The following is a 23952-nucleotide window of genomic DNA, read 5'->3' as shown; positions in this document are numbered from 1 at the left end:
ATGGCTCCCTTCGCGGTATTCGGTGCCATCCGATGGCGAATCTCCTGCGTTTTCGATTCTCGCGAGGGTGGATTTAGTGGGGGATTGCGCGACAACGGATCGGCGATCCGGCGGAAGGCGGCTCCGCGGGTAGGCTCACCCCCGGTATGAATCGTCCGCTCACCGCCCTCTTCTCCGCGCTCGAAGCGGTACTCGTTGCTGCCATCGGAGTCGCGATCCCCCTCGTGCCGCTCACCGTGATGTGGGCATTCCAATACGGACTCCAGGTCGATTTCATCGTGTTCTGGCGCACGGCGGTCGACCTCTGGTTGCTCGGTTCTGGCGTCGACATCCGCCTCACGCTCGATCCGGTGATGGCGGCGGGGCTCGGATTCGCGGGCGCGGGAACGCCCTTCATCGTTACGATCGCTCCGCTCGGCTTCGCGCTGCTGACCGTGCTGCTCGGAGTGCGGGCCGGACGTCGAATCGGCGAGACTCCGCATCGACTGCTCGGGATGGCGGTCTCCCTTGCAGCCTTCGCCACGATTTCGCTTGGGCTGACGCTCAGCGTGCTGCTTGCGGCGGCCCGACCCTCGATCTGGCAGGGGATGTTGCTCCCGACACTCGTCTTTGCGCTCGGTATCGTGATCGGGTCGGAGATCCTCAGGCCCGCCACAACGAACACCGATGTGCTCGGCGAAAGCGCCCGCGGCATCGTGCGGGGTTTGCATCCAGAGGTGCGCACCATCATCGTGGCCGGGCTGCGCGGTGGCGTGGCGTCCGCGAGTGTGGTGGTGGCGGCATCCGCTCTCGCCGTTGCGGCGCTGTTCTTGGCCAATTACGCCGCCATCATCTCGCTCTACGAGAGCGTGCACGCGGGAATTCTCGGGGGAATCGCCCTCACGATCGGTCAGCTTGCGGTGCTGCCGAACCTCGTGATCTGGGGCGCGTCGTGGTTGATCGGGCCGGGCTTCGCGGTGGGCACGGGATCGTCGGTGTCTCCGCTTGGTACGACTCTTGGGCCGATCCCGGCTATCCCGGTGCTCGGCGCTCTTCCCGCGCCTGGCGCACTCGGATGGGGATTCCTTGGCCTGCTGGTGCCCATTCTCGCCGGATTCTTCATCGCCCTCGCGGTGCGACCGCGGCTGGCACGCGACCTCGGGTCTCGGGCATCCGTTCGGTCGTTTCTCGCGGCCGGGCTCGCGAGCGGGGTGGTCGGCGGTGTCCTGCTCGGGATGCTCGCCTGGGCATCCGCCGGCTCGGCCGGTCCGGGACGTCTGGTGGATGTCGGACCGTCCCCGCTGCTCGTGGGAGGCTTCGCCGCTCTCGAGATCGGCGTCGCCGCGGTCATCGGCCTGTTGGCCGGGCGGCCGTCGCGCCGCTGAGCGCGGGCGGCGAAGCACTCCGATAAGCTCTGGTGGTGCTCTCACTAGTAGTGCTGATCTCGGGCGGAGGGTCGAACCTCCGTGCGCTTCTCGAAGCCTCTGAAGACGCCGAGTTCCCGGCCAGGGTGATCGCCGTCGGAGCGGATCGAGATGCCGACGGCTTCGAGCATGCGGAGGCCTACGGCATCCCCACCTTTGCCGCCGCGCTGTCGAACTTCGACGACCGGGAGAGCTGGGGCGATGCCATGCTCGAACAAATCCGCGTCTGGCAACCGGATCTCGTGATCCTCAGCGGGTTCATGAAGTTGCTGCCGCCGCGGGTGATCGCGGCCCTGAGCCCCAATCTCATCAACACGCATCCGGCCTATCTTCCCGAGTTCCCGGGAGCCCATGGGGTGCGGGATGCCCTCGCGGCTGGCGTTACCGAGACCGGCGCGAGCATCATCATCGTCGATAACGGTGTGGATGCCGGACCGATCATCTCGCAACGCCGCGTACCCGTGCTGCCGGGCGACACGGAATCCACCCTCCACGACCGCATCAAGCCGGTCGAACGCGAACTGCTCGTGCAGGCCGTGCTCGACATCGCCAACGGCATCATCGATCTCAAGACCACAGCGGCCGGCGACACGGCAGCCGCCGACCAGAGGAGCGAACGCCCATGAGCGCACCGACCCACGACCCGTCCGAGTATCGAGCGCGGGACACCATCCCGATCACGCGGGCCCTCATCTCTGTGAGCGACAAGACCGGTCTGCTCGAGCTCGTGGCGGCCCTTGCGGCAGCCGGGGTGGAGATCGTGTCCACCGGCACGACCGCGAAGACGATCGCGGATGCCGGCCATCCGGTCACCGAGGTCGCGAGCGTCACCGGATTCCAGGAGACCCTCGACGGGCGCGTGAAGACCCTGCATCCCGCCATCCATGCCGGCATCCTTGCCGACCTCCGGCTCGCGAACCATGAGGCGCAACTTCTGGAGCTCGGAATCCGCCCGTTCGAGCTCGTGGTGGTGAACCTCTACCCCTTCATTGAGACGATCGCCTCCGGGGTGACCGGCGACGACGCGATCGAGCAGATCGACATCGGCGGTCCGGCGATGGTGCGCGCCGCCGCCAAGAATCACGCCAACGTCGCGGTCGTGGTCTCACCCGACAGCTACGCCCAGGTGATCAAGGCCGTGACCCTCGGCGGCACGACTCTCGCCCAGCGCCAGCGACTCGCGGGGGAGGCCTTCGCCCACACCGCCGCGTACGATACCGCCGTCGCCGAGTTCTTCGCCGCCAATGTGGGAATCCGGGCGGAACATCCCCGCGACGAAGCTCACACTTTCAGCGTGACCGCATCCCTCAAGAACGTGCTCCGCTACGGCGAGAACTCGCACCAGGATGCCTCGCTCTACGTCACCGAGCACGGCGCAGGCATCGCTCAGGCGACCCAGCTCGGTGGCAAGGAGATGTCATACAACAATTACGTGGACGCGGATGCCGCGCTCCGCACCGCCTATGACTTCAGCGAGCCAGCCGTCGCGATCATCAAGCACGCCCAGCCCTGCGGCATCGCGGTCGCGCGTGGAGCCGGCGACCCGATCGCGTCCGCTCATCAGCGCGCTCACGACTGCGATCCGGTCTCGGCCTACGGTGGGGTGATCGCCGCCAACCGCCCGGTCACGATCGAGATGGCCCGCACTGTTAAGGATATTTTTACCGAGGTCGTGATCGCGCCCGACTTCGATCCCGAAGCTCTGGAGCTATTGCAGACGAAGAAGAACCTGCGTCTTCTCAAGCTCCCTCCGTTCTACGAGCGCGAGAAACGCGAATTTAAGCAGATCAGCGGTGGATTGCTCGTGCAAAAGCCCGATGTGTTCGACGAGTTCTCCAGTGACGCCTGGACCCTCGTCGCCGGCGAAGAAGCGGATGATTCCACCCGTGCCGACCTCGACTTTGCCTGGCGCGCGGTTCGAGCGGTCAAGTCGAATGCGATCCTGCTGGCGGATGACGGGGCATCCGTCGGTGTCGGCATGGGCCAGGTCAACCGTGTGGACTCGTGCCGACTCGCCGTTTCGCGGGCCGGGGATCGTGCGGCCGGCTCGGTCGCGGCATCCGATGCCTTCTTCCCTTTTGCCGATGGGCTTCAGATACTGCTGGACGCGAAGGTACGGGCGGTGGTTCAGCCCGGCGGGTCGATCCGCGACTCCGATGTGATCGAGGCGGCGAAGACAGCCGGTGTCACGATGTATTTCACGGGCGAGCGGCACTTCTACCACTAGCAATCCCCGCGGCAAACGCCACCGCGGCCGTGAGTGACACTCGTGCCGGAAAATTCGGGCGCGCGTGTCACTCGCCGCCGCGCCGACCGCACAGCGGCCGTGTCGCCGCACCGGGGTGGCACAGCAGATCCCCCACCGAGATCCAATAGGGTCGTGACCCATGACTTCCTCGAACGCCCACGTACCACTCCTGCGCCGATTCACGAGCGCGGTCGTCTCCGCACTTTCGGTATCGCTCATCGCGCTCGCCGCTGTCTCGCTGCTCTTCTTCGGCGGTAATCCGGCGACGCTCGGCCAGCTATTCGATTTCTTCGTTGGCTCCACCCTTGTGGTCTTCGTGTTGCTTGCCGCCTTCGCGCTCATCGGCATCTACCGCTTCTGGTACCTGCGTCTCATCGGCGGCATTGTTGCGGGTGTCGCTGGCGCGCTCGTGGGCTCGGCCGTCACCCTGGTCAGCGGCGGATCGACGCTCGCTGGGGGCGCCGTCGGCCAGTTGGTCTCCACCCTCGGCGGGCCTAACCTGCCGTTCGTGCTTGCGACGATCATCGGCACCGTTACCGCCGGCAACGCCGTCTGGCGACGCCTCGTGGGCGGCGAAGCGGATGCCAGCACCCGTCGCATCGCCATAGTACGGGCACCGGCAGACACGCTGGCCGATGGCGAACTCACTCACCTCGAGCGGGTGCCCGTCGATCTCGAACTCGCCAACGCCCAGTGGGACGAATACGTTGCGCTGCTCTCGAACGCGGGCTGGGACATCGTGGAGGTGCCGGTCGCGACCGGGCAACCCGACTCCGTGTTTGTGGAAGACACCATGGTGGTCTTCGGCGACACCGCGGTGATCGGAAGCCCCGGAGCGGATTCCCGCGCGGGCGAGATCGTGGAAGCGGAGCGCATCGTCACCGAGCTTGGTCTCACGATCCGACGCATCGAGATGCCCGGCACCCTCGACGGCGGGGACGTGCTGAAGGTGGGGCGCACCGTATACGTCGGCCGAGGCGGGCGCACGAATGCGGAGGGCATTCGACAGCTTCGGGCGCTCGTAACGCCGCTCGGCTATACCGTGGTCGCGGTGCCGGTGACGAAAGCCCTGCACCTCAAGAGCGCGGTCACCGCCCTGCCGGATGGCACGGTCATCGGGTATGCCCCGCTCGTGGATGACCCCTCGGTGTTTGGCCGCTATCTCGCGGTGCCAGAGGCAGAGGGCGTGGCTGTGGTGGTGCTCGCGGATGATACGGTGCTGATGTCGTCGGCCGCCCCGGAGTCCTCCGCACTGATCGCCGACCTTGGGTACCGGGTGCTCACCGCAGACATCAGCGAGTTCGAGAAGCTGGAGGGCTGCGTCACGTGCCTGTCGGTTCGTGTGCGCTGAGTTCGCGGGCCACTGAACGGCCAGGCGGGTTGGAGTCCAAGTGCGGGCAGGATCACGCCGCCGACCAGGTCGCCATCAGAGCGCCGCTCGGCGCGTGTGCGCGCCCCGATTGTGCATCGGATTCGTGGCAAACCTTGTGGCTCGGCGATTCATAGGCATATCCTGTAAGGCTGCTCGGTTGGTCCTTAACAGGGTCTAGCCGAAGCCACCTGGTGAAGACACAACTGTTCCGGAGGACACCATGACCATCACATTTTTCGCAACTGCAGGCGCGATGCGTGGTGCCGTCCTCCTGAACGTCCCGTCCATCCAGACCCGGTAGCGACCGGGGCCGCTCACCGCCTGGTGCCGCCCCATCAGCTTCACTGTTCGTCGCCCGGCCCCTGTTTTCGCGGTCGCACGGCAACATCCACATCTCCCACATCTACTTTCTCCGGCTGCCATCAAACGATGCTCGCCGACCAATCTGCAAGGAAACCCTGTGTCTGCAGACAACACATCCCGCTCTCCTTCGACCAAGAAGTCGTCCAGGAAAGCCCCGGAAGCCAAACGCCAGGGCACCTTCGCCTCGATCGTGCGCATCTACCCCTGGGCCAAACCGGCCATGCCGCGCATCTACCTCGGCATGGTGTCAGCGCTCATCGCGGCGCTCGTGGCCCTGCTCATTCCGCAGGTGCTGCGTTCCCTCGTCGATGGTCCGCTGCAGCACGGTGACTCGAGCCAGATTTGGTGGCCCGTCGCCGCCGTGCTCGGGCTCGGTGTTCTCGAAGCGGTGATGATCTGGTTCCGTCGCTGGTTCGTGCTGCAGCCCGGCACCCACGTCGAGGCGGACCTGCGCAACTCGCTGTATGAGCAACTCCAGGACCTGCCGGTGAACTTCCACGACCGCTGGGCGAGCGGCCAGCTGCTCTCCCGCGCCGTGAGCGACCTCAACCTGGTGCGCCGCTGGATCTCCTTCGGCATCGTGCTGCTCGTCGTCAACACGATCACGATCCTCATCGGGTTCGTCTTCCTGCTCTCGATCAGCTGGATCCTCGGCCTGGTCTTCGTGGTCTGTTCGATTCCGCTCTGGATCTACGGCTACCTCTTCGAACAGAAGTACTCCGTGGTCGCGCGCCGAAGCCAGGACCAGGCCGGCGATCTGGCGACCGCCGTCGAGGAGTCGGTGCACGGCATCCGGGTTCTCAAGGCCTTCGGCCGCGGCCAGCACGCGCTCAAGAACTTCGCCTCCCAAGCCGAGGACCTGCGCGGCACCGAGATCGAGAAGGCGAAGGCAATCGCGGGAATCTGGCTCTGGTTGCTGATGGTTCCGGATGTCACATTCGGCCTCTGCCTGCTCGGCGGCGTCTGGCTCGCCGGAGCGGGCGAGATCTCGGTCGGCCAGCTGGTGGCGTTCTTCGCCACTGCCACCGTGCTGCGCTTCCCGGTGGAGTCGATCGGCTTCCTGCTCTCGATGACCTTCGACACGCGCACTGCGGCTGACCGTTTCTTCGAGGTGATGGACGCGAAGAACACCATTGCCGATCCCGAGCATCCGAAGACCGTCGACAAGCCCGAGGGTCGTCTCGTCTTCGACGACGTGCATTTTCGCTACTCGGATTCGCCGAGCCAGTACGACGACCTGCTCGACGGGATCGACCTCGAGCTCGAGCCAGGGGAGACGATGGCGGTCGTGGGTCTCACCGGCTCTGGCAAGTCCACCCTCACCGCCCTGACCACACGGCTCTACGATGTCACCGGGGGCTCAATTCGACTGGACGGGGTCGACATCCGCGATCTCGCCAGGCTCGACCTGCGCACCCATATCGCCATGGCGTTCGAGGACGCGACGCTGTTCTCGGCATCCGTGCGCGACAACGTGATGCTCGGCCGCCCAGAGGGATCGGATGCCGACCTCGCAGAAGCACTCGACATCGCGCAGGCGGACTTCGTTTACGACCTTCCGTTCGGAATCGATACCAGGGTGGGTGAAGAGGGGCTGAGCCTCTCCGGCGGCCAGCGCCAGCGGCTCGCGCTCGCCCGCGCGGTGGCGGCCCGCCCGGAAGTGCTCGTGCTCGACGATCCGCTCTCTGCGCTCGACGTGGATACCGAGGCGCTCGTCGAGGCCGCGCTCCGCCGGGTGCTCGCCTCCACCACCGCGCTCATCGTGGCGCACCGCCCCTCGACGGTCATGCTTGCCGACCGGGTTGCGCTGCTCGAACGCGGCCGCATCACTGCCGTCGGTCGGCACAGCGACCTACTCCTCTCGAGCGACCACTACCGGTTCGTCATTTCGAGCCTCGAAGATGAAGAGAAGCGCGAAGCCCAGGAGGTCAACGCATGAGTACCGCTAATATCACCGGTGTCGAGGGCGAGGAGCGCAACGACTTCAGCAAGGTGGAGAGCCGTCAGATCAGGGACCGGTCGCTACGCCTGCTGAATTCCTTGCTGCGGCCGCTCTGGGCGCGGGTCACCCTCACGATCATCGTGGTGGTTATTTCGTCGGCGGCGCAGGTCGCAGGTCCCGCACTCATCGCGTTCGGAATCGATACCGGCCTGCCTGCCCTCGTGAAGCACGACTGGGTGCCGCTCGGCTTCGCCGTCGGGGCCTACCTCTTCACCGGGGTGATCGGGGCTGTGCTGATCGCCTGGTACACCGTGCTCACGGCGCGCATCAGCCAGGCGATCCTCATCGACCTGCGTAAACGGGTGTTCCTGCACACGCAGCGCCTGAGCCTCGAATTCCACGAGAGCTACACCTCCGGTCGCATCATCGCGCGCCAGACCAGCGACCTCGATGCCATTCGCGAACTGCTCGATTCGGGAATCAACCAGCTGATCCAGGGTGGGCTGTACATGGTCTTCATCGCCGTGGCGCTGTTCTCGATTGACTGGGTGAGCGGAATCGTGTTGTTCGGTTCGCTTGTCCCTCTCGGCTTCCTCATCCGCTGGTTCCAGGTGCGCTCGCAGAAAGCGTTCCGCGAGACGCGCACGACATCAGCTCGCCTCATCGTGCAATTCGTGGAGACGATGACCGGCATCCGTGCGGTGAAGGCGTTCCGTAAGGAGAAGCGAAACGAGACCGAGTTCGCGGGGCTCGTGGAGGACTACCGACTGGCCAACCTGCGCACTATCAAGCTCTTCGGAGTGCTTGACCCCGGCCTCGTGCTGATCGGCAACGTGGCACTTGCCGTAGTGCTGCTCGTCGGTGGCCTGCGTGTGGCGGGCGGAGGCCTCGCGATCGGCGTGCTGCTCGCTGCGCTGCTCTACACGAGATCGTTCTTCGCACCCGCGCAAGAGATGGCGATGTTTTACAACTCGTATCAGTCCGCGACGGCAGCGCTCGAAAAGATCTCAGGCGTCCTCGAGGAACAGCCGAGTGTGCCCGACCCCACGCGCCCGATCGATCTCTGGCAGGCGAAAGGGGAGCTGAATTTCGAGGAGGTGGAATTTGCCTATCAGGCCGACCGGGTGATCCTGCCACACTTCGATCTGGCCATCCCCGCCGGACAGACCATTGCGCTTGTCGGATCGACAGGGGCGGGCAAGTCGACCCTGGCGAAGCTCATCGCGCGGTTCTACGACCCCTCGGACGGCGTCGTCTCGCTCGACGGCGTCGACCTTCGCCGGCTGCATCCGAAGGATCTGCGGCGAGCGATCGTCATGGTGACGCAGGAGGCCTACCTGTTCTCGGGCTCGGTGAGCGACAATATCGCACTCGGAAAGCCCGAGGCGACCGCCGAAGAAATCCGCGCAGCCGCACAGGCCGTGGGCGCGCACGAGTTTATCCAGTCTCTGCCGAATGGCTACGACACCGATGTCAACAAGCGCGGTGGTCGCGTCTCCGCTGGCCAGCGGCAGCTGATCTCGTTCGCGCGCGCGTTTCTCGCCGACCCGGTTGTGCTGATTCTCGACGAGGCCACCGCGTCTCTCGACATCCCGAGCGAGCGGCTGGTGCAGGAGGGTCTGCAGACCTTGCTGGCCGACCGCACGGCGATCATCATCGCGCACCGTCTCTCGACGGTGGCGATCGCCGATCGAGTGCTGGTGATGGAGCACGGAATCATCGTGGAGGATGGCGCGCCGCGTGACCTCATCGCGGGAACCGGCCGCTTCGCGAAGCTGCACGCGGCCTGGCGGGAGTCGTTGGTCTAACACGGTGGCGCTGGTCTTCGGCCGACTCGCAGGCAGTGCGCGGTGGTTCGGGGACAACACGCCCGGCGAGACTCACGTTCCACAGGGAGATGTCCTGCACCAGTGCGCTCCCGTTCTGCAGGACATCGTCCTGCGGAACGGGAGCGCGCTGGCGTTGTTCGTCCCACCCGCAGTTGCCGGGCGGCCCGGTGCCCCAACCACCGTGCATTGCCTGCGAGTGGTGAGGGTCGACCGCGGCAATCATAAATGGCACGCGCGGGATGACCGCTACGGTCGCCAGCGCGCGGTCGCGAAGTCCACCCGAAATGACCCGGATGCCGACCACGTCAGCGGCGTGCCCTCGGCCCGGAAATGCTCGAGAGCCCGCGACTCGTGATCGACCGCGGGGAGCCCGCTCGCCCGGATGACGCGCCACCACGAAACATCCGACCCGTAGTAGGCCATGGTCTGGCCGACCGCCCGTGCGGCGCGCGATCCTACGGCGGCGGCGACATCGCCGTAGGTCATCACCCGACCGCTCGGGATGGACTCGACCACCGCGAGCACCCGGGAGACGAAGTCGTCTGAGGGCCCGACTATGGCCGGTACTCCGGTGGGCGGGGCGTCGGTGGGCGGGGCGTCGGTCGGGTCGGCTCCGGGTTGCGACGTGAGAATCCAAGGAGCACGGCCGTGACGATCCGTATGAGCGATGCGCCGATGCCCGTCAGAAATCGGATCACAGCCCAAGCTCCCCGATCTTCTCGCCGTACTGCGTCTCGCCGACCACAGTGAAGCCGGTGTGCAGGAAGAATTGCTCCGGTCCCTCTTCGCCCTCTTCCCAGATCGCGGTGATGCGATCGAAGCCGCGTTGGCGGGCCTCCTCGGCGAGCGCCCACACCGCGAAGCGCCCCACCCCGGTGCCTTGAGCGTCCGCGGATACGGTGACGCGCCAAATGCAGCTGCGGAATTCCTCCTGGGTGGCCTCCGGGTCGAAATTGCCCCGGATGAAGCCGACCACCGTGTCGCCGTCGAGCACGACCCGCGGCCAGGATGTCACGGGGCTGAGGTACGCATCCGCGATCGCATACGACGGTGGAGTGACGAACTGCTCCTGCCCGCGTCGAAGTGTGAGGCTGTTGGCGGCAACGATTGTTCTCGCCGACAACTCTTCCAGTCTCAGTTCAGCCATGAGCACAGGGTAACCCCCGGCACCGATTCGGGGTAGTCCAAGTCGTCGTTGGTCCGAAAAGTATCTCGATGTCGAGATACTTTTCGGAAACCGGTAAGCTTGCACGCGGTGCGCAGAATGCCCCGTCGGGTAAGGAGAATCGGTTGCCGAAGAGCCAGGTTGAAAAGATCAAAGTAGTGGGGACTGTCGTCGAACTGGACGGCGATGAGATGACGCGCATCATCTGGCAGAAGATCAAGGACACCCTGATCCACCCCTACCTCGACATCGACCTCGAGTACTATGACCTCGGCATCGAGCACCGCGACGCGACGGACGACCAGGTCACTATCGATGCGGCCCAGGCCATCCAGAAGCACGGGGTCGGCGTCAAGTGCGCCACCATTACGCCCGACGAGGCGCGCGTCGAAGAATTCGGTCTCAAGAAGATGTGGAAGTCGCCGAACGGCACGATCCGCAATATTCTCGGCGGCGTGATCTTCCGCGAGCCGATCATCATCTCGAATATCCCGCGCCTCGTTCCCGGATGGAACAAGCCGATCATCATCGGACGCCACGCGTTCGGCGACCAGTACCGCGCCACCGACTTCCGCTTCCACGGAAAGGGCAAGCTCACTGTTGAGTTCACCCCCGAGGATGGCTCGGAGCCGCTCAAGTTCGAGGTCTACGACGCGCCAGGCGACGGCGTCGCGCAGGTGCAGTACAACCTCGACGACTCGATCCGTGACTTCGCCCGCGCGAGTCTCAACTACGGCCTGACCCGCAACTACCCGGTGTACCTGTCGACGAAGAACACGATCCTCAAGGCCTACGACGGCCGGTTCAAGGACATCTTCGAGGAGATCTTCGAGGCGGAGTTCAAGGGGAAGTTCGAGGCAGCCGGTCTCACTTACGAGCACCGCCTGATCGATGACATGGTGGCTTCCGCCATGAAGTGGGAGGGCGGATACGTCTGGGCCTGCAAGAACTATGACGGCGACGTGCAGTCCGACACCGTCGCACAGGGCTTCGGCTCTCTCGGTCTCATGACCTCGGTGCTCTCAGTTCCGGACGGATCCGTCGTCGAGGCCGAGGCTGCTCACGGAACGGTGACCCGTCATTACCGCATGCACCAGCAGGGAAAGCCAACCTCGACCAATCCGATCGCGTCGATCTATGCCTGGACTCGCGGCCTCTCGCACCGCGCAACCCTCGACGGCAACCCCGCTCTCGAGGAGTTCGCCACGACCCTCGAGGATGTCGTCATCAAGTCGGTCGAGGCCGGCCACATGACGAAGGACCTCGCGGCCCTCGTCGGACCGCACCAAAAGTGGGAGACCACGGAGGAGTTCCTCGACACTCTCGACAAGAACCTGGCTGCCCGCCTGGGCTAGTTGCTCGGTGATCCGGAGATCGTGGTCTCGCCGCGGACGAAGTGTCCCCCGATTGCTCCCACTGTGGACGAACGGGGGACATTCCTGTAACGGAAGGGTAACGAGCTATCCCCGAAACAGGGGTAGAACTCTAGGTTGAAACCACCACGCGCAGTTCCCGTCTGCCCGGCAGAGATTCACCTTCCACGAAAAGGACCTATCTGTGAGCATTCGGAAAGTACTGAGCATTCGGAAAGTACTCTCGACCCTCGGCGTCGCCTCCCTCATGGCGGGAGGGGCCCTCAGCGCCTCAGCAGCCCCCACCGGAATCGGAGGGCAGCACCAGACCACCTTCACGCCCGGACGCTACATCGTGACACTGGCCGATCCGGCCGTCGCAACCTATCGCGGCGGGGTCAATGGTTATGCGGCAACCAAGCCGGATGCGGGCAAGCAGCTCAATGCACGGGCCACGGCCGCCCAGACCTATTCCCAGTACCTGGTGACTCGGCAGAAAGATGTCGCGAACGCCGCGGCTGTGAAGATCGACCAGTCCTACACCCTGGCTCCGGATGAGCTCAAGCACGTGACGGCCACTCCGTCCACTTCGTTCCTCGGCCTCGACGGCACGGGCGGCGTCCGGGACAAGATCGGCGGTCTCGACAAGGCGGGCAATGGCATCGTGCTCGGTGACCTCGACACCGGAATCGCACCGGAGAACCCCTCCTTCGCCGGCTCGACGAGCCCAACGAAGCGCTACGTGGTCATCGTCTAACCGCTCCATCGACGGGGGCGTGTTGCTGCGCCCCCCTTCGTAGGCTTTACTAACAAACATGACGCAGCCAGTGGACGGCACGGAATCGCCGCGCGCGCGTGTTTCGTTCCTCTCCCAGAGCAGCACAGCGGCTTCCGGGCGGGCCTTGCGGCCCAGCGCCAAGGTGCTGCCGGAACACGCTCGCGGACACAACCGTGCCCTGGTGCTTCAGTCGCTCTTCACGACCGGACAGCGGAGTCGAGCGGATGTCGCACGCAGCACCGGACTCACCCGCGTCACCGTGTCCGAGCTCGTCACCGAGCTCATGGCCGAGGGGCTTCTCGTGGAGATTGGCCAGCGTGGGGGTGCCCGACCCGGCAAGCCGGCGATCCTGCTTGACATCGATCACTCCTCGTTTCAGGTCGTCGGCGTCGATCTCAGTGACTTCGCGGTGTTCCGCGGTGCGGTGCTCGACCTCCGCGGTAACATCGTGCGGCGAGCGGAGCTGCCTCTCACGGGGATCACGGGGCAGGCCGCGCTCGACCGGGTCGTCGCTCTTACGGAGCGTTTGCTGGCTCTCGTCTCGGCGCCTCTGCTCGGTATCGGGGTGGGGTCGCCTGGCATCGTGGACCTCGCCGGGCTCGTGGTGACCGCGCCGAATCTCGAGTGGACCAACGTGCCGCTCCAGGCGTATCTTTTCGAGCGATTCGGGGTTCCGGTGGTCGTCGCGAACGATGCGAATGCGGCCGTTCTCGCGGAACACAGCTTTGGCGACGCCCGGGAGGACCTGATGCTCGTGCGAATTGGCCGGGGTGTCGGCGCCGGATTGCTGCTGGGCGGCGGCCCGCTCTACGGCAGCCGTTTCGCCGCGGGCGAGATCGGTCACGTCGTTGTCGGCACTGATGGCGGCCAGCAGTGCAGTTGTGGCAAACAGGGGTGTCTCGAAACCTGGATCGCCGTGCCAAGGCTTGAAGCGAAGCTGATGGATGCTCCCTCCGAGGCGGGACGCGATGACGTGTTGCGCGAGGCGGCCGGCCGCCTTGGCATCGCACTCGCTCCGATTGTCGGCGCGCTCAACCTTGGCCAGGTTGTGCTGAGCGGTCCGGGACAGATACTCGGCGGTCTGTTCGTCGACGCGACCCTTGAAACGATCCGCAGTCGCACGATGGCCCCGTTTCATGGGGACCTGACGTTGCGCCTGACGACCCTCGGGGATGACATCGTGCTGCGCGGTGCCGCAGTGATGGTGATCTCGGCCCGGCTGGGTGTCTCCTGACCTTTCGCTCGAACCATCCACGTTAGTAAGCTCCACTAACAAATACATCGCAGAAAGGAACCCGGTGTCCAAAACCGTTACGGTGAACCCCCTCGGCGCCATCCTGCTTCCTGGCTTCACCGGAACGACCCTGCCCGATTGGCTGGCGGCACGTCTCCGCGACGGTCTCGCCGGAGTCTGCCTGTTCGGGCCGAACATCGCCTCCCCTCGGCAACTCCGCACGCTCACCGCCGCTATCCACGCGGCGAATCCCCTCGCGATCATTGCCATCGACGAAGAAGGTGGCGATGTCACGCGGCTCCACGACCGTCTCGGTTCGCCGTATCCGGGCAACGCGATTCTCGGACGCATCGACGACGAGGAATACACTGCGGCGGTGGCGACCGCTGTGGGCTGGGAGCTCCGTGGGGCGGGGTGCACTCTGGATTTCGCTCCGGATGTCGACATCAATTCCAACCCGGACAACCCGGTGATCGGGGTGCGCAGTTTCGGTACCGATCCCGAGCTCGTCGCTCGTCACAGTGCCGCGTGGGTGCGGGGACTTCAGTCGACGGGTATCGGGGGCACTGCAAAACACTTCCCCGGACACGGCGATACCGCGCTCGATTCTCACCTCGACCTGCCGGTGATCACCCGGTCGCTCGACCAGTTGCGCGGACGCGAGCTTGTGCCGTTCGTGGCGGCCATCGCCGCGGGGGTGCGGACGATTATGACCTCGCACATCAGCGTGCCCCTGCTTGATCCGGTCTTTCCTGCGACATTCTCGTCCATCGTGCTGCAGGGACTGCTCCGCGACCAACTGGGGTTCGAGGGAGTGATCGTGACTGACGCACTCGACATGGTGGGAGCAAGCGGTGAGATCGGAATCCCCGAGGCCGCGGTGCGTGCGGTGATCGCGGGCTGTGACCTGCTCTGCATCGGCACGGAAAACTCCGGCGAGCAGCTCGATTCGATTGAGCGGGCGCTCGTTTGCGCGCTCGATGACGGCAGGCTGGACCCATCCCGTCTTGCTGATGCCTCGGCACGGGTCATCGGTCTGGCGCAGGAATTGGCCGACGAAGTATGCCGCATTCCACTGCCGGAATATACGAAGCAATTGGCGTTCCCGCGTGACCGCTCTCGCGCGGTTTTCGAGACTGCGGCCTACGAGGTCTCCGGGCTCGCAATCGAGCCGCGGCGCTCCATCGTCATGATCGAGACCGCGGCTAACATCGCCGTCGGGGGATCCCCCTGGGGTCCTGCAGCGGCGGGGGCCTCGGTGCACATCGTGCGTGAGGGAGACGTCATCGACCTGCCAGAGGGCATGCAGCCGATAGTCATTGGCAGGGCGAATCATCGGCGAGAGTGGGTGCGAGAACTCATCGACGACACCCGTCGGAGACATCCGAGCACGATTGTCGTAGACATGGGCTGGCCGGGCGAGGGACGACACTACGCCGATATCGCCACCTTCGGAGCCTCGCGGCACCTTGGTCTTGCGCTGCTCGACTGGCTGGAAGGGCAGGTACGATCATGAGAGTCGGAGTGGATGTCGGCGGCACCAAGACGGATGCCGTTGCCATCGACGAAACGGGCGCGGTCCTGCACCGGGTGAGGGTGTCGACCGGCTTCGGCCCGGCTTCGGTGATCGAGACGACCGCGGGGGTCGTCAGCGCCCTTGCCAGCACCCTGCGGGTGCCCGTCAGCGCATTCGAATCCGTGGGTGTTGGGGTACCAGGAGCCGTCGACAGCGCCAGCGGGCGGGTCTCCCACGCGGTCAACCTCGGCGTGGACGAGCTCGAACTCGGCGAGGAGCTCGCGCGCGTACTCGGAGTGCGAGTGCGCGTCGAGAACGACGTAAACGCCGCAGCCCTCGGGGCATTTCACCTGCTCGCGCTGCCGCCCCGAGCATCCATGGCGTATCTCAATCTGGGTACAGGCCTCGCCGCCGGCCTCGTGCTCGACGGCCGATTGTGGCGAGGGGCGCGCGGCACGGCGGGGGAGATCGGGCACATCCCGGTCGATCTGGACGGCCCGCTCTGCCAGTGTGGGCAACGCGGATGCCTCGAGATGGTCGCTTCAGGATCCGCTGTCTCGCGGCACTGGCCGAGCGAAGCGGCCTCGCCCGTTCAGGCACTCTTCGAGGCAGCGGAGGCCGGAGAGCTTCTCGCAATAGAGGTGCGGCAGCGGTTTCTTGCGAATGTTGCCTCCGCCGTGCGGGTGCTCGTGCTGAGTGTAGACGTAGAGACAGTCGTGATCGGCGGCGGCATTAGCTCCCTTGGCGAACCCCTGATCGCGGGAGTGCGCGCTGCGCTCGACGGCTGGTCGGTGAGTTCGCCGTTTCTTGCATCACTTCGACTCTCCGAGCGTGTGCGATTGGTCCCACCGGGGATCTCCGTGTCGGCGATCGGGGCGGCACTCGGGGGCGCCGACCCCGATCAGGGATGACAACAACGAAGGGTACCGACTGATGGCTGAGATCGTGATTGTGGATGGCACCGAGGCGGCCGGCGAGCTAGCGGCAGATGCCATCCTCGCGCTCGTGACGAAGAGACCGGACGCGGTGCTTGGCCTTGCGACCGGATCGACTCCGCTCGGGGTGTGGCGAGCTCTCGCCGCGCGAAGGGCAGACCTCTCCGGCGTGCGCGGCTTCGCGCTCGACGAATACGTGGGGCTCCCGGAGGGGCATCCCGAGAGCTACCGGGAAGTCATCACGCGGGAAGTCATCGAGCCGCTCGGGCTCGACGCGTCGCTGGTGGCTGTGCCCGGGCATCTCGGGCCGATCGAGACCGCCGGTGCGGACTACGAGCGGGCGATCCGTGCGGCCGGGGGAGTGGACCTTCAGGTGCTCGGTATCGGCACAGACGGACATATCGGCTTCAACGAACCGGGGTCGTCATTCGAATCTCTCACTCGTGTCAAGACACTGACACAGCAGACCCGCAGTGATAACGCGCGGTTCTTCGCTTCGGTCGAGGAGGTACCCGTGAACTGCATAACGCAGGGACTCGGCACCATCCGCCGGGCTCGACATCTGGTGTTGCTCGCGTTCGGGGCTGGCAAAGCCGCGGCGATCGCGGCTGCGGTCGAGGGGCCGGTGACCGCGAGTGCGCCGGGGTCTGCGATCCAGCTGCACCCGCACGTCACCGTGATCGTGGATGAGGCCGCGGCATCCGCCCTCGCCAGCATCGACTATTACCGGTACGCCTGGGCGAACAAGCCGGGGTGGGAGGGGCTGTAGGCCCCTACTGTTTCACGCCGGCGGCCCAGACCTCGGTGACCCCCCAGTGGTGGTCGAGCAGCACCGCATCGGCGGCGTAGCCCGGCGCCAGATAGCCGAAGCGGTGCCCGTAGCCGAGGGCAGTCGCGGGTGTCGTCGTCAGGGCCCTGACGGCGTCCTGCGGTGAGACACCCGCCGATTCGATGGCGCAGCGCAGGGCGGCGTCCTGGGTGAGGGTGGAGCCAGCGATTGTCGAGGTGCCGGAGAGCACGGCAAGCCCATCGCGCACGGTCACATTGAGGGAGCCGAGGCGATAGTCGCCGTCGTCCGAGGCCGCGGCCGCCATCGCGTCGGTCACGAGAGCCACGCGGCCCGGTGCAGAACGGAACACGAGGGCCGCGACATCCGGATGCACATGGAGCCCGTCGAGGATCAACTCGAGAGTGACCCGATCATCTTCGAACGCGGTGATGATCGGTCCGGGTGCCCGATGGTGGATGCCCGGCATGGCGTTGAACACATGGGTGAGCAGGCGCGCACCGCGGTCGAACGCCTCGCGGGCGAGGTCGGCTCCGGCATTGGTGTGGCCAATGGCAACTGTTACGCCGTTCTCAACCAGCACGTCGATGGCTTCGAGTGCCCCCTCCCGCTCGGGGGCGATCGTGATCTGCCGAAGGGTGCCGCCGGCCGCGCCAAGCAGCTCTTCGATCGCCCAGGGCAGCGGGTCGAGAAGAAATTGCGGGTTGTGGGCCCCGCGGCGGTCCGAGGAGAGAAAAGGGCCCTCGAGGTGTGAGCCGAGCACGAGCGGGTCCGAAGCGACGAGTTCCGCGATCACGCCGAGGCTCTCCCGCAACTGGGCGACAGGGTTGGCCACCAGGCTGATGACGGAGCGGGTGGTCCCGTGCGCGCGGTGCGCGGCGAGTGCTGCCGAGATCTCTTCCCCGCCGTCGTCGAAGGAGTGTCCGCCGCCGCCGTGGGAGTGGAGGTCCACGAAACCGGGGACGAACCAGTGCCCGTGCACGTCCACTCGATGATCGGCGTCGGGATGCGGTGTGCCAGAACCCACCGATTCGATGGTGTCACCGCGCACGAGCATCCAGAAATCATCGATCTGGCCGTGCGCGTCGAGCTTCTGCGCCCCGTGAAAGAGAGTGGTCATTGTTCTGGTGCCTCCTGTGGCGTTGCCCGTGCTGTCGCTTCGGAGGCGATCTCCGCGCGACCGTTCAGTACGCCACTGATCGCGGCGAGGATGCCGAAGGTCACGCCGACGACGGGGTAGCCGATCATGAACCAGACCGCGACCGCGGCGCCCATCACGAAGATCTCCACGAGACTCCGACCGACGATATCGAGCGGAAAAACCGCCTTCGGCGAGCGGAACATGGCCCAGACGACGGCGGCGAAGACGGGGGCCCCGACGAGGAAGAGTAGACCAGGCCAGGGGAAGGGCCAGGCCAGATAGCCCCAGAATCCGAGGGAGAAAAGCGCGAAGAGTTCGAGGGCGAAGCGGAGCACGTTGGTCGGCCGGAGCCGAACTGCGGAAGCCCCTGGCATCGTCACCCTTCAACAGTAGCGACGCATTGGCAGGCTGTCGTCAGTGTCGCGGGCGTATGCTGATGAATTGAACAGGTCTGAACAGGTGCACTACAGGGCCGCGATGAACACCAGGAGGAATTCCGTGAGCAAGACCGATACCCCCCGCGATACCCGAGACGTGCGCGGCATCGAACTCAACGGCATCAACACGATCCATGAGTCGGAACGCAAGGGCACAGCCTCTAGCCTGTTTTGGCCGTGGTTCGGGGCGAATGTCTCGGTGCTCGGTATCGGCTACGGCGCATTCGTGCTCGGATTCGGTATCTCGTTCTGGCAGGCCACACTCGTCGGAGTGATCGGCATCGTCGTCTCTTTCCTGCTCTGCGGCATCATCGCTCTCGCCGGAAAGCGCGGCTCCGCGCCGACGATGGTGCTGAGCCGAGCGACCTTCGGCGTTCGGGGCAATCGTGTGCCCGCTGTGCTGTCCTGGGTGCTAACCGTGGGCTGGGAAACCGCGCTCACCGCATTGGCCGTACTCGCGACATCCACCGTTTTCACCGAACTCGGCTGGGATGGCGGGATTGCCACGAAGATCGTGGCTCTCATCGTGGTGGCGGCCCTCATCGTCGCGGCTGGCGTCGTCGGTTTCGACCTGATCATGAAACTGCAGGTGTGGATCACGGTGATCACCGGTGTGCTCACCGTCGTCTACATCGTGCTCGCGCTGCCGAACATCGACCTTAAGGCGATTGCGGCCATTCCCGCCGGTAACCCACAGGCCGTGATCGGGGCACTCGTGCTCGTACTCACCGGCTTCGGACTCGGCTGGGTCAACGCGGCCGCCGACTACTCACGGTACCTGCCGCGCAGCACGAAGAGCTCGTCTGTGGTGGGATGGACGACCTTTGGCGCCTCGGTCGCGCCGGTCGCCCTTCTGGTGTTCGGCCTGCTCCTTGTCGGATCGTCGAAAAAGCTCAGTGACGGCATCCTCATCGATCCCATCGGTGCTTTGACGACGATTCTGCCGGTCTGGTTCCTCATCCCGTTCGCCATCGTCGCCGTTCTCGGACTCGTCGGTGGTGCAGTGCTCGACATCTACTCCTCCGGGCTCGCTCTGCTGAGTGCCGGCATCCGCATCCCGCGGTATGTCGCCGCCGGTGTCGACGGCATCGTCATGATCGTCGGCGCGGTGGTCGTCGTCTTCTTCGCCACCAACTTCATCGTGCCATTCCAGGGATTCCTGATTACCCTCGGCACCCCGATCGCCGCGTGGTGCGGCATCATGATCGCCGACGTGATCCTGCGTCGAAAGAACTACGCAGAGGCCGACCTGTATTCGGCGTCGGGCCGCTATGGCGACATCCGCTGGCTGCCCATCGGCCTCATCGTGGTCGGCACAGCACTCGGCTGGGGGCTTGTCACCAACGCCGCCGCCACCTGGCTCACCTGGCAGGGCTATCTGCTCGGGCCGTTCGGACTCGGGGGGCGCGAAGGACCATGGGCGTATGCCAACCTCGGTGTACTGCTTGCGTTGCTCGTCGGATTCTTGGGAATACTTGTCTTCGGCCGGGGTGCCATTCGGCGCCAGGAGGCGCTGCCGATAGAGGAGCCTGCCCAGCCGGTCGAAACCGCCCGTCGATGACCGAGCCCTGGCTTGTCGTGATCGACATGCAGGTGGTGTTCGGTGACCCGAGCAGCGCCTGGTTCACCCCGGGCTATCCCGCAATCGAATCGACCGTCGCGAAACTGGTGGAGCACTTCGGCGAGCGGATCGTGCTCACACGCTTCATCGCCCCGGAGCATCCCACTGGCGCATGGGTGCCGTATTACGAACTGTGGCCCTTCGCTCTCGTGCACCACACCGATCCGCTCTACGACCTGATGCCAGCCTTCGCCGGCACGGGGCACCCGGTGATCTCCCGCACCACCTTCGGCAAGTGGGGCGACGAGCTCTCCACGATCATCGGACCGGATGCCGCGGTGGTACTCGCCGGCGTCTCGACCGACTGCTGCGTGCTCTCGACCGCCCTCGCCGCGGCGGATGCCGGTGTGCGAGTGCTCGTGGTGCGGGATGCCTGCGCCGGACTCAGCGACGTCGACCACCAGCGTGCTCTCGATGCGATGGCACTTTACGGGCCGCTGATCGAGATCACGAGCGCTGATGCGGTGCTCTCCGTATGAGGGTGACGGGCAACCCGAGGGTCTCCGGGCTCAAGCACGAGGAGATTGCCCGCATCCTCACCGACGAGGTCCGTAGCGGGCAGGTTGCTTACGGGGTGAGGCTGCCCGGCGAGACAACCCTCGCCGAACGTTTCTCGGTGAGCCGTAACACCGTGCGTGCCGCGCTCACCGAGCTGGGCCGAGCCGGGCTGATCAGCACGCGTTCGGGCAAGGGCTCGTTCGTCACCTACGACGGGCGACCCCTGAACGTGCGCCTCGGCTGGGCGCGCGCACTCCAGGAGCAGGGCCTCGACACGATCGTTCGGGTCGAGCGCGCCGAAGAGGTCGAGGATGCCGCGCTCGCCGCTGACCTCGGTGAGCCGAGTGAGCGATTCATCGCCATCGACCGCCTGCGTTCGATCGTGGACGGACCGGTGATCTCTTACGAACAATCCCGCGTGCGGGCGACCCCCCGGGTTGCTGATGCCGTTTCGGCGGGAAAGGCCGCGGGATCGCTGACCCGAATGCTGCTCGAGACCGATCTCATCGCGTCCGGCGGCGAGCAGTGGGTTGAGGTGCGGATGCTCGATGAGGCCGAGGCTGCGTTGCTCGGCCGCGCCACTGGCGCCGCCTTCCTCTGGTCACGCTGCGTCACCCGCAACGCGGTCGGTGAGCTGGTGGAGCAGGTGGAGAGTCTGCTCGATCCCGCGTATTTCAGCCTGCACTTTCAATTCTCCTCACAAGACTGAGACGGGCATGACGCAGCGCGATCGGGCGGTTGGCGCCCTCTATGGACTGGCGATCGGCGATGCTCTCGGCATGCCGACACAGTTGATGTCCCGCACCGGGATCGCCGAGCGATACGGGGTGATCGATCGGTTTCGAGCAGCGGATGCCTGGCATCCGCTCGCCGGCGGATTGCCCGCCGGGCACATCACCGACGACACCGAGCAGGCCCTGCTGCTGGCGCGGCTGCTGATCGAGGGTCACGGCCACGTGGCCCCCGGCATCTTCGCCCGTGCTCTGGTGGAGTGGGAGGACGACATGCGCGCGCGCGGCTCGCTCGACCTGCTCGGCCCCTCCACGAAACGTGCCGTGCAGGCCGTGCTCGACGGGGAGCCGCTCGCGACGGCGGGGCGATTCGGCACTACGAACGGTGCGGCTATGAGAGTAACGCCGGTCGGCATCCTTCGGACGTGGCAGCCTACTGACATCTTTGTCGACCTGGTCGCTGAAACCAGCTTCGTCTCCCACAACACCGGTGTCGCCATCGCCGGGGCGGCCGCGGTGGCCGCGGCAGTCAGTGCCGGGATCGATGGTGCCAACCTCGAGGGGGCCGTCGAGGCGGCAGTCGAGGCCGCGCAGATCGGCGCGAAGCGGGGCTACTGGATCGCCGCAGCGGATGTCGCCAGCCGCATCCGTCTCGCGATCGACCTCGCCGACCCCGCCGACGTCGACGGAAGCCTCACCCGTCTCTACGAGATCGTCGGCACGAGTCTCGCGACGCAGGAATCCGTTCCGGCCGTGTTCGGTATCCTCGCCACTTTTCCGGATGACCCGTGGAGTGCCGTCTGCTCCGCTGCCTCGCTCGGCGGGGATAGCGACACTGTCGCGGCGATGGCCGGGGCGATCGGGGGCGCCCTGCACGGCACGGCCGGCTTCCCGGCAGAGGCGCGGGAGACCGTGGCCACCGTGAACTCGCTCGACCTCGAGCCGGTCGCCGACAGGTTGCTGGAATTTCGATGAGGGCGCCCCGGCTGGTGAGCGTCGGAAACGTGATAATCGACGTGACCCTGCGCATCCCCGCCCTGCCCGAGCGCGGCGGGGACGTAGTCGCCCGCGATACGGGCTCTACCCCCGGAGGCGCGTTCAACACACTCGTGGCTGCCGTGCGCCAGGGCGTGGCCAGCGCCTACGGTGGTGGGCACGGCATCGGTCCGCTCGGCGACCGGGTGCGATCGGCCCTCGAGGCCGAGGGAATCGATGTTTTGCTCGATCCGTCACCAAACGCCGACACCGGCTTCGATATCGCACTCATCGACGACGAGGGGGAGCGCACCTTCGTGACTGTGTTCGGGGCGGAAGCGTCGCTCAGCGCGGACGATCTGGCGGGCATCCGCCTTGGCGGCACTGACCTCAACGAGCATGACCTCAACGAGCATCACCTCGTGCATGTGTCGGGCTATGGGCTGCTCGCAAGCACTAATGCGGCGGTGCTCGCTCCGTGGATCGCAACGATTGCCCCAGGGCACACCGTTCTGGTGGATCCGGGCCCGCTCGGCTCTGACATCCCCGGCGAGGTGCTCGCCTCCGTCGCCGTGCGAGCGGACTGGTTCAGCTGCAACCTTCGCGAAGCGCTGGTGTTGACCGGTGCGGTGGATGCCAGGGGTGCCGCCACCGCCCTGCGCGAGACCTGGCGCGCGGTCATCATTCGCCTCGGACCGGAGGGCTGTCTAGTCGCGGTCGACGACGTTCTGCATGTGCCCGGATTCGCCGTGGAGGCGATCGACACGAACGGGGCGGGAGATGCGCACACCGGCGCATTCCTCGCGGGACTCGCGGCGGGGGAGTCGCCGACTGCTGCCGCACTTCGGGCGAACGCCTGCGCGGCCCTCGCCGTCACCCGCCGTGGACCGGCGACCGCCCCGACCGCCGCAGAGGTGCAGCAACTCCTCGATAGCGCGAGCTAGGGCTGAAGTCGCTCGAGCGTCCACCCACCGTCGACGGCGGTGAACACCAACCGGTCATGCAGGCGCGACGTGCGCCCCTGCCAGAATTCGATTGTGCTCGGCACGACGCGGAATCCGCCCCAGTGCTCCGGGCGCGGCACGACCGAGCCCTCCGGGTAGCGCGACTCGAGCTCACGCATTCGATCTTCGAGAACCTGCCGTGACGCGACCGGCTCCGACTGCTCGCTCGCGAGGGCCGCGAGGCGCGAACCGTGCGGTCGTGTGGCGAAGTAGGCGTCGGAGGTGGCGGCATCCGCGCGGTGGGCGAGCCCTCGCACGATCACCTGGCGGGTCAACTGGTACCAGGGAAAGAGCAGGGACACGGCCGGATGCACCGCCAGCGCCTGGCCCTTGTGCGAACGGTAGTTTGTGACGAACTCGAACGCGTCGCTGTCGAGTCCCTTGAGCAGTACGGTGCGGCTGCTTGGCGTGCCGTCAGCATCCACCGTGCTCACGACCATCGCATTCGGCTCGAAGATGTCAGCCGCTTCTGCCGCGCTAAGCCAGGCGGCGAACTGGGCCATCGGGTCTGCCAGTACCTCCGACTCCGACAGGCCGGTCGATCCGTAGTCCGTGTGTCGTTCGAGTGAGCTCATGTGCCGATCCTAGGCACATCGGCTGGCAGCGCTCTCGCGATGTCGC

The 23952-nt window shown here is 65.9% G+C and carries 22 protein-coding genes; 17 read left to right on the top strand and 5 right to left on the bottom strand.

What is annotated here, in order from left to right; genetic code table 11:
- The first annotated feature begins 146 nt into the window (after nt 1–146).
- The 6 genes from RCH11_RS07195 (at nt 147) to RCH11_RS07170 (ending at nt 9136) form a co-directional block, all read left to right on the top strand.
- Nucleotides 147–1364 (top strand): cell division protein PerM, encoded by a 1218-nt coding sequence (locus RCH11_RS07195; protein ID WP_327056316.1) that lies wholly within the window; start codon nt 147–149, stop codon nt 1362–1364.
- Nucleotides 1365–1399: 35 nt separating this feature from the next.
- The gene (gene purN, locus RCH11_RS07190; RefSeq protein WP_327056315.1) at nt 1400–2029 is read left to right on the top strand and encodes a phosphoribosylglycinamide formyltransferase; all 630 of its coding nucleotides are present in this window, start codon (nt 1400–1402) and stop codon (nt 2027–2029) included.
- Complete coding sequence (gene purH, locus RCH11_RS07185) at nt 2026–3630, top strand: bifunctional phosphoribosylaminoimidazolecarboxamide formyltransferase/IMP cyclohydrolase (protein WP_327056314.1); 1605 nt, start codon at nt 2026–2028, stop codon at nt 3628–3630. Before purN ends, purH begins: the two co-directional genes overlap by 4 nt.
- A 160-nt stretch (nt 3631–3790) precedes the next feature.
- Nucleotides 3791–5002, top strand: coding sequence for a dimethylargininase (gene ddaH, locus RCH11_RS07180; protein ID WP_327056313.1), 1212 nt, complete (start codon nt 3791–3793; stop codon nt 5000–5002).
- A gap of 604 nt (nt 5003–5606) precedes the next feature.
- Nucleotides 5607–7325 carry an ABC transporter ATP-binding protein gene (locus RCH11_RS07175; RefSeq protein ID WP_327056542.1) on the top strand — a complete coding sequence of 573 codons (1719 nt, stop codon included), beginning with the start codon at nt 5607–5609 and terminating at the stop codon, nt 7323–7325.
- Nucleotides 7322–9136 carry an ABC transporter ATP-binding protein gene (locus RCH11_RS07170; protein WP_327056312.1) on the top strand — a complete coding sequence of 605 codons (1815 nt, stop codon included), beginning with the start codon at nt 7322–7324 and terminating at the stop codon, nt 9134–9136. The genes RCH11_RS07175 and RCH11_RS07170 overlap by 4 nt, the downstream gene beginning before the upstream one ends.
- A 267-nt stretch (nt 9137–9403) precedes the next feature.
- Here the strand turns inward: RCH11_RS07170 and RCH11_RS07165 are convergent, their stop codons facing one another.
- Entirely contained in the window at nt 9404–9862 is a 459-nt protein-coding gene (locus RCH11_RS07165) for an MGMT family protein (protein WP_327056311.1), read from the bottom strand.
- On the bottom strand, nt 9852–10304 hold the full coding sequence (locus tag RCH11_RS07160) for a GNAT family N-acetyltransferase (protein ID WP_327056310.1): 453 nt from the start codon (nt 10302–10304) through the stop codon (nt 9852–9854). Before RCH11_RS07160 ends, RCH11_RS07165 begins: the two co-directional genes overlap by 11 nt.
- A 68-nt stretch (nt 10305–10372) precedes the next feature.
- Here RCH11_RS07160 and RCH11_RS07155 point away from each other — a divergent pair, with 68 nt between their 5' ends.
- From RCH11_RS07155 to RCH11_RS07130, 6 genes are all read left to right on the top strand, one after another.
- Complete coding sequence (locus tag RCH11_RS07155) at nt 10373–11677, top strand: NADP-dependent isocitrate dehydrogenase (protein ID WP_327056309.1); 1305 nt, start codon at nt 10373–10375, stop codon at nt 11675–11677.
- A 202-nt stretch (nt 11678–11879) separates the two neighbouring features.
- Nucleotides 11880–12431, top strand: coding sequence for a hypothetical protein (locus RCH11_RS07150; RefSeq protein WP_327056308.1), 552 nt, complete (start codon nt 11880–11882; stop codon nt 12429–12431).
- A gap of 58 nt (nt 12432–12489) precedes the next feature.
- Complete coding sequence (locus RCH11_RS07145; RefSeq protein ID WP_327056307.1) at nt 12490–13686, top strand: ROK family transcriptional regulator; 1197 nt, start codon at nt 12490–12492, stop codon at nt 13684–13686.
- A gap of 64 nt (nt 13687–13750) precedes the next feature.
- Nucleotides 13751–15202: a glycoside hydrolase family 3 protein gene (locus RCH11_RS07140; RefSeq protein ID WP_327056306.1), complete on the top strand. Its 1452-nt coding sequence runs from the start codon at nt 13751–13753 to the stop codon at nt 15200–15202.
- Nucleotides 15199–16113, top strand: a complete 915-nt coding sequence (locus tag RCH11_RS07135) for an ROK family protein (RefSeq protein ID WP_327056305.1) — start codon at nt 15199–15201, stop codon at nt 16111–16113. The genes RCH11_RS07140 and RCH11_RS07135 overlap by 4 nt, the downstream gene beginning before the upstream one ends.
- Before the next feature lie 22 nt (nt 16114–16135).
- On the top strand, nt 16136–16906 hold the full coding sequence (locus RCH11_RS07130) for a glucosamine-6-phosphate deaminase (RefSeq protein WP_327056304.1): 771 nt from the start codon (nt 16136–16138) through the stop codon (nt 16904–16906).
- Nucleotides 16907–16910: 4 nt separating this feature from the next.
- Here RCH11_RS07130 and nagA read toward each other — a convergent pair whose 3' ends face one another.
- A complete protein-coding gene (gene nagA, locus RCH11_RS07125; RefSeq protein WP_327056303.1) occupies nt 16911–18044 on the bottom strand; it encodes an N-acetylglucosamine-6-phosphate deacetylase in 1134 nt (377 codons plus the stop codon).
- Nucleotides 18041–18439, bottom strand: a complete 399-nt coding sequence (locus RCH11_RS07120) for a YrdB family protein (protein ID WP_327056541.1) — start codon at nt 18437–18439, stop codon at nt 18041–18043. The genes nagA and RCH11_RS07120 overlap by 4 nt, the downstream gene beginning before the upstream one ends.
- 103 nt (nt 18440–18542) lie before the next feature.
- Here RCH11_RS07120 and RCH11_RS07115 point away from each other — a divergent pair, with 103 nt between their 5' ends.
- The 5 genes from RCH11_RS07115 to RCH11_RS07095 are packed head-to-tail and all read left to right on the top strand — an operon-like array spanning nt 18543 to nt 23271.
- Complete coding sequence (locus tag RCH11_RS07115; RefSeq protein ID WP_442789017.1) at nt 18543–20063, top strand: purine-cytosine permease family protein; 1521 nt, start codon at nt 18543–18545, stop codon at nt 20061–20063.
- On the top strand, nt 20060–20602 hold the full coding sequence (locus RCH11_RS07110) for a cysteine hydrolase family protein (protein ID WP_327056301.1): 543 nt from the start codon (nt 20060–20062) through the stop codon (nt 20600–20602). Before RCH11_RS07115 ends, RCH11_RS07110 begins: the two co-directional genes overlap by 4 nt.
- 2 nt (nt 20603–20604) lie before the next feature.
- Nucleotides 20605–21330, top strand: a complete 726-nt coding sequence (locus tag RCH11_RS07105; protein WP_327056300.1) for a GntR family transcriptional regulator — start codon at nt 20605–20607, stop codon at nt 21328–21330.
- Nucleotides 21331–21337: 7 nt separating this feature from the next.
- Nucleotides 21338–22327, top strand: coding sequence for an ADP-ribosylglycohydrolase family protein (locus tag RCH11_RS07100; RefSeq protein WP_327056299.1), 990 nt, complete (start codon nt 21338–21340; stop codon nt 22325–22327).
- Nucleotides 22324–23271: a PfkB family carbohydrate kinase gene (locus tag RCH11_RS07095; protein WP_327056298.1), complete on the top strand. Its 948-nt coding sequence runs from the start codon at nt 22324–22326 to the stop codon at nt 23269–23271. Before RCH11_RS07100 ends, RCH11_RS07095 begins: the two co-directional genes overlap by 4 nt.
- On the opposite strand, the gene pdxH is transcribed toward RCH11_RS07095, so the two are convergent.
- A complete protein-coding gene (gene pdxH, locus RCH11_RS07090) occupies nt 23268–23906 on the bottom strand; it encodes a pyridoxamine 5'-phosphate oxidase (protein WP_327056297.1) in 639 nt (212 codons plus the stop codon). The genes RCH11_RS07095 and pdxH overlap by 4 nt on opposite strands.
- Nucleotides 23907–23952: the final 46 nt, after the last annotated feature.

The organism is Glaciihabitans sp. GrIS 2.15 (assembly GCF_035984695.1).
Lineage (GTDB): Bacteria > Actinomycetota > Actinomycetes > Actinomycetales > Microbacteriaceae > Lacisediminihabitans.
Note: the sequence above shows the minus strand (reverse complement) of the source record. Positions and strands in the feature narration are given on the sequence as shown.

Coding starts and splice junctions, on each gene's coding strand:
- RCH11_RS07195 (WP_327056316.1), top strand. CDS start 147: ATGAATCGTCCGCTCACCGCCCTCTTCTCCGCGCTCGAAGCGGTACTC.
- purH (WP_327056314.1), top strand. CDS start 2,026: ATGAGCGCACCGACCCACGACCCGTCCGAGTATCGAGCGCGGGACACC.
- ddaH (WP_327056313.1), top strand. CDS start 3,791: ATGACTTCCTCGAACGCCCACGTACCACTCCTGCGCCGATTCACGAGC.
- RCH11_RS07175 (WP_327056542.1), top strand. CDS start 5,607: ATGCCGCGCATCTACCTCGGCATGGTGTCAGCGCTCATCGCGGCGCTC.
- RCH11_RS07170 (WP_327056312.1), top strand. CDS start 7,322: ATGAGTACCGCTAATATCACCGGTGTCGAGGGCGAGGAGCGCAACGAC.
- RCH11_RS07160 (WP_327056310.1), bottom strand. CDS start 10,304: ATGGCTGAACTGAGACTGGAAGAGTTGTCGGCGAGAACAATCGTTGCC.
- RCH11_RS07155 (WP_327056309.1), top strand. CDS start 10,373: ATGTCGAGATACTTTTCGGAAACCGGTAAGCTTGCACGCGGTGCGCAG.
- RCH11_RS07145 (WP_327056307.1), top strand. CDS start 12,490: ATGACGCAGCCAGTGGACGGCACGGAATCGCCGCGCGCGCGTGTTTCG.
- RCH11_RS07135 (WP_327056305.1), top strand. CDS start 15,199: ATGAGAGTCGGAGTGGATGTCGGCGGCACCAAGACGGATGCCGTTGCC.
- RCH11_RS07130 (WP_327056304.1), top strand. CDS start 16,136: ATGGCTGAGATCGTGATTGTGGATGGCACCGAGGCGGCCGGCGAGCTA.
- nagA (WP_327056303.1), bottom strand. CDS start 18,044: ATGACCACTCTCTTTCACGGGGCGCAGAAGCTCGACGCGCACGGCCAG.
- RCH11_RS07120 (WP_327056541.1), bottom strand. CDS start 18,439: ATGCCAGGGGCTTCCGCAGTTCGGCTCCGGCCGACCAACGTGCTCCGC.
- RCH11_RS07115 (WP_442789017.1), top strand. CDS start 18,543: ATGAACACCAGGAGGAATTCCGTGAGCAAGACCGATACCCCCCGCGAT.
- RCH11_RS07110 (WP_327056301.1), top strand. CDS start 20,060: ATGACCGAGCCCTGGCTTGTCGTGATCGACATGCAGGTGGTGTTCGGT.
- RCH11_RS07100 (WP_327056299.1), top strand. CDS start 21,338: ATGACGCAGCGCGATCGGGCGGTTGGCGCCCTCTATGGACTGGCGATC.
- RCH11_RS07095 (WP_327056298.1), top strand. CDS start 22,324: ATGAGGGCGCCCCGGCTGGTGAGCGTCGGAAACGTGATAATCGACGTG.
- pdxH (WP_327056297.1), bottom strand. CDS start 23,906: ATGAGCTCACTCGAACGACACACGGACTACGGATCGACCGGCCTGTCG.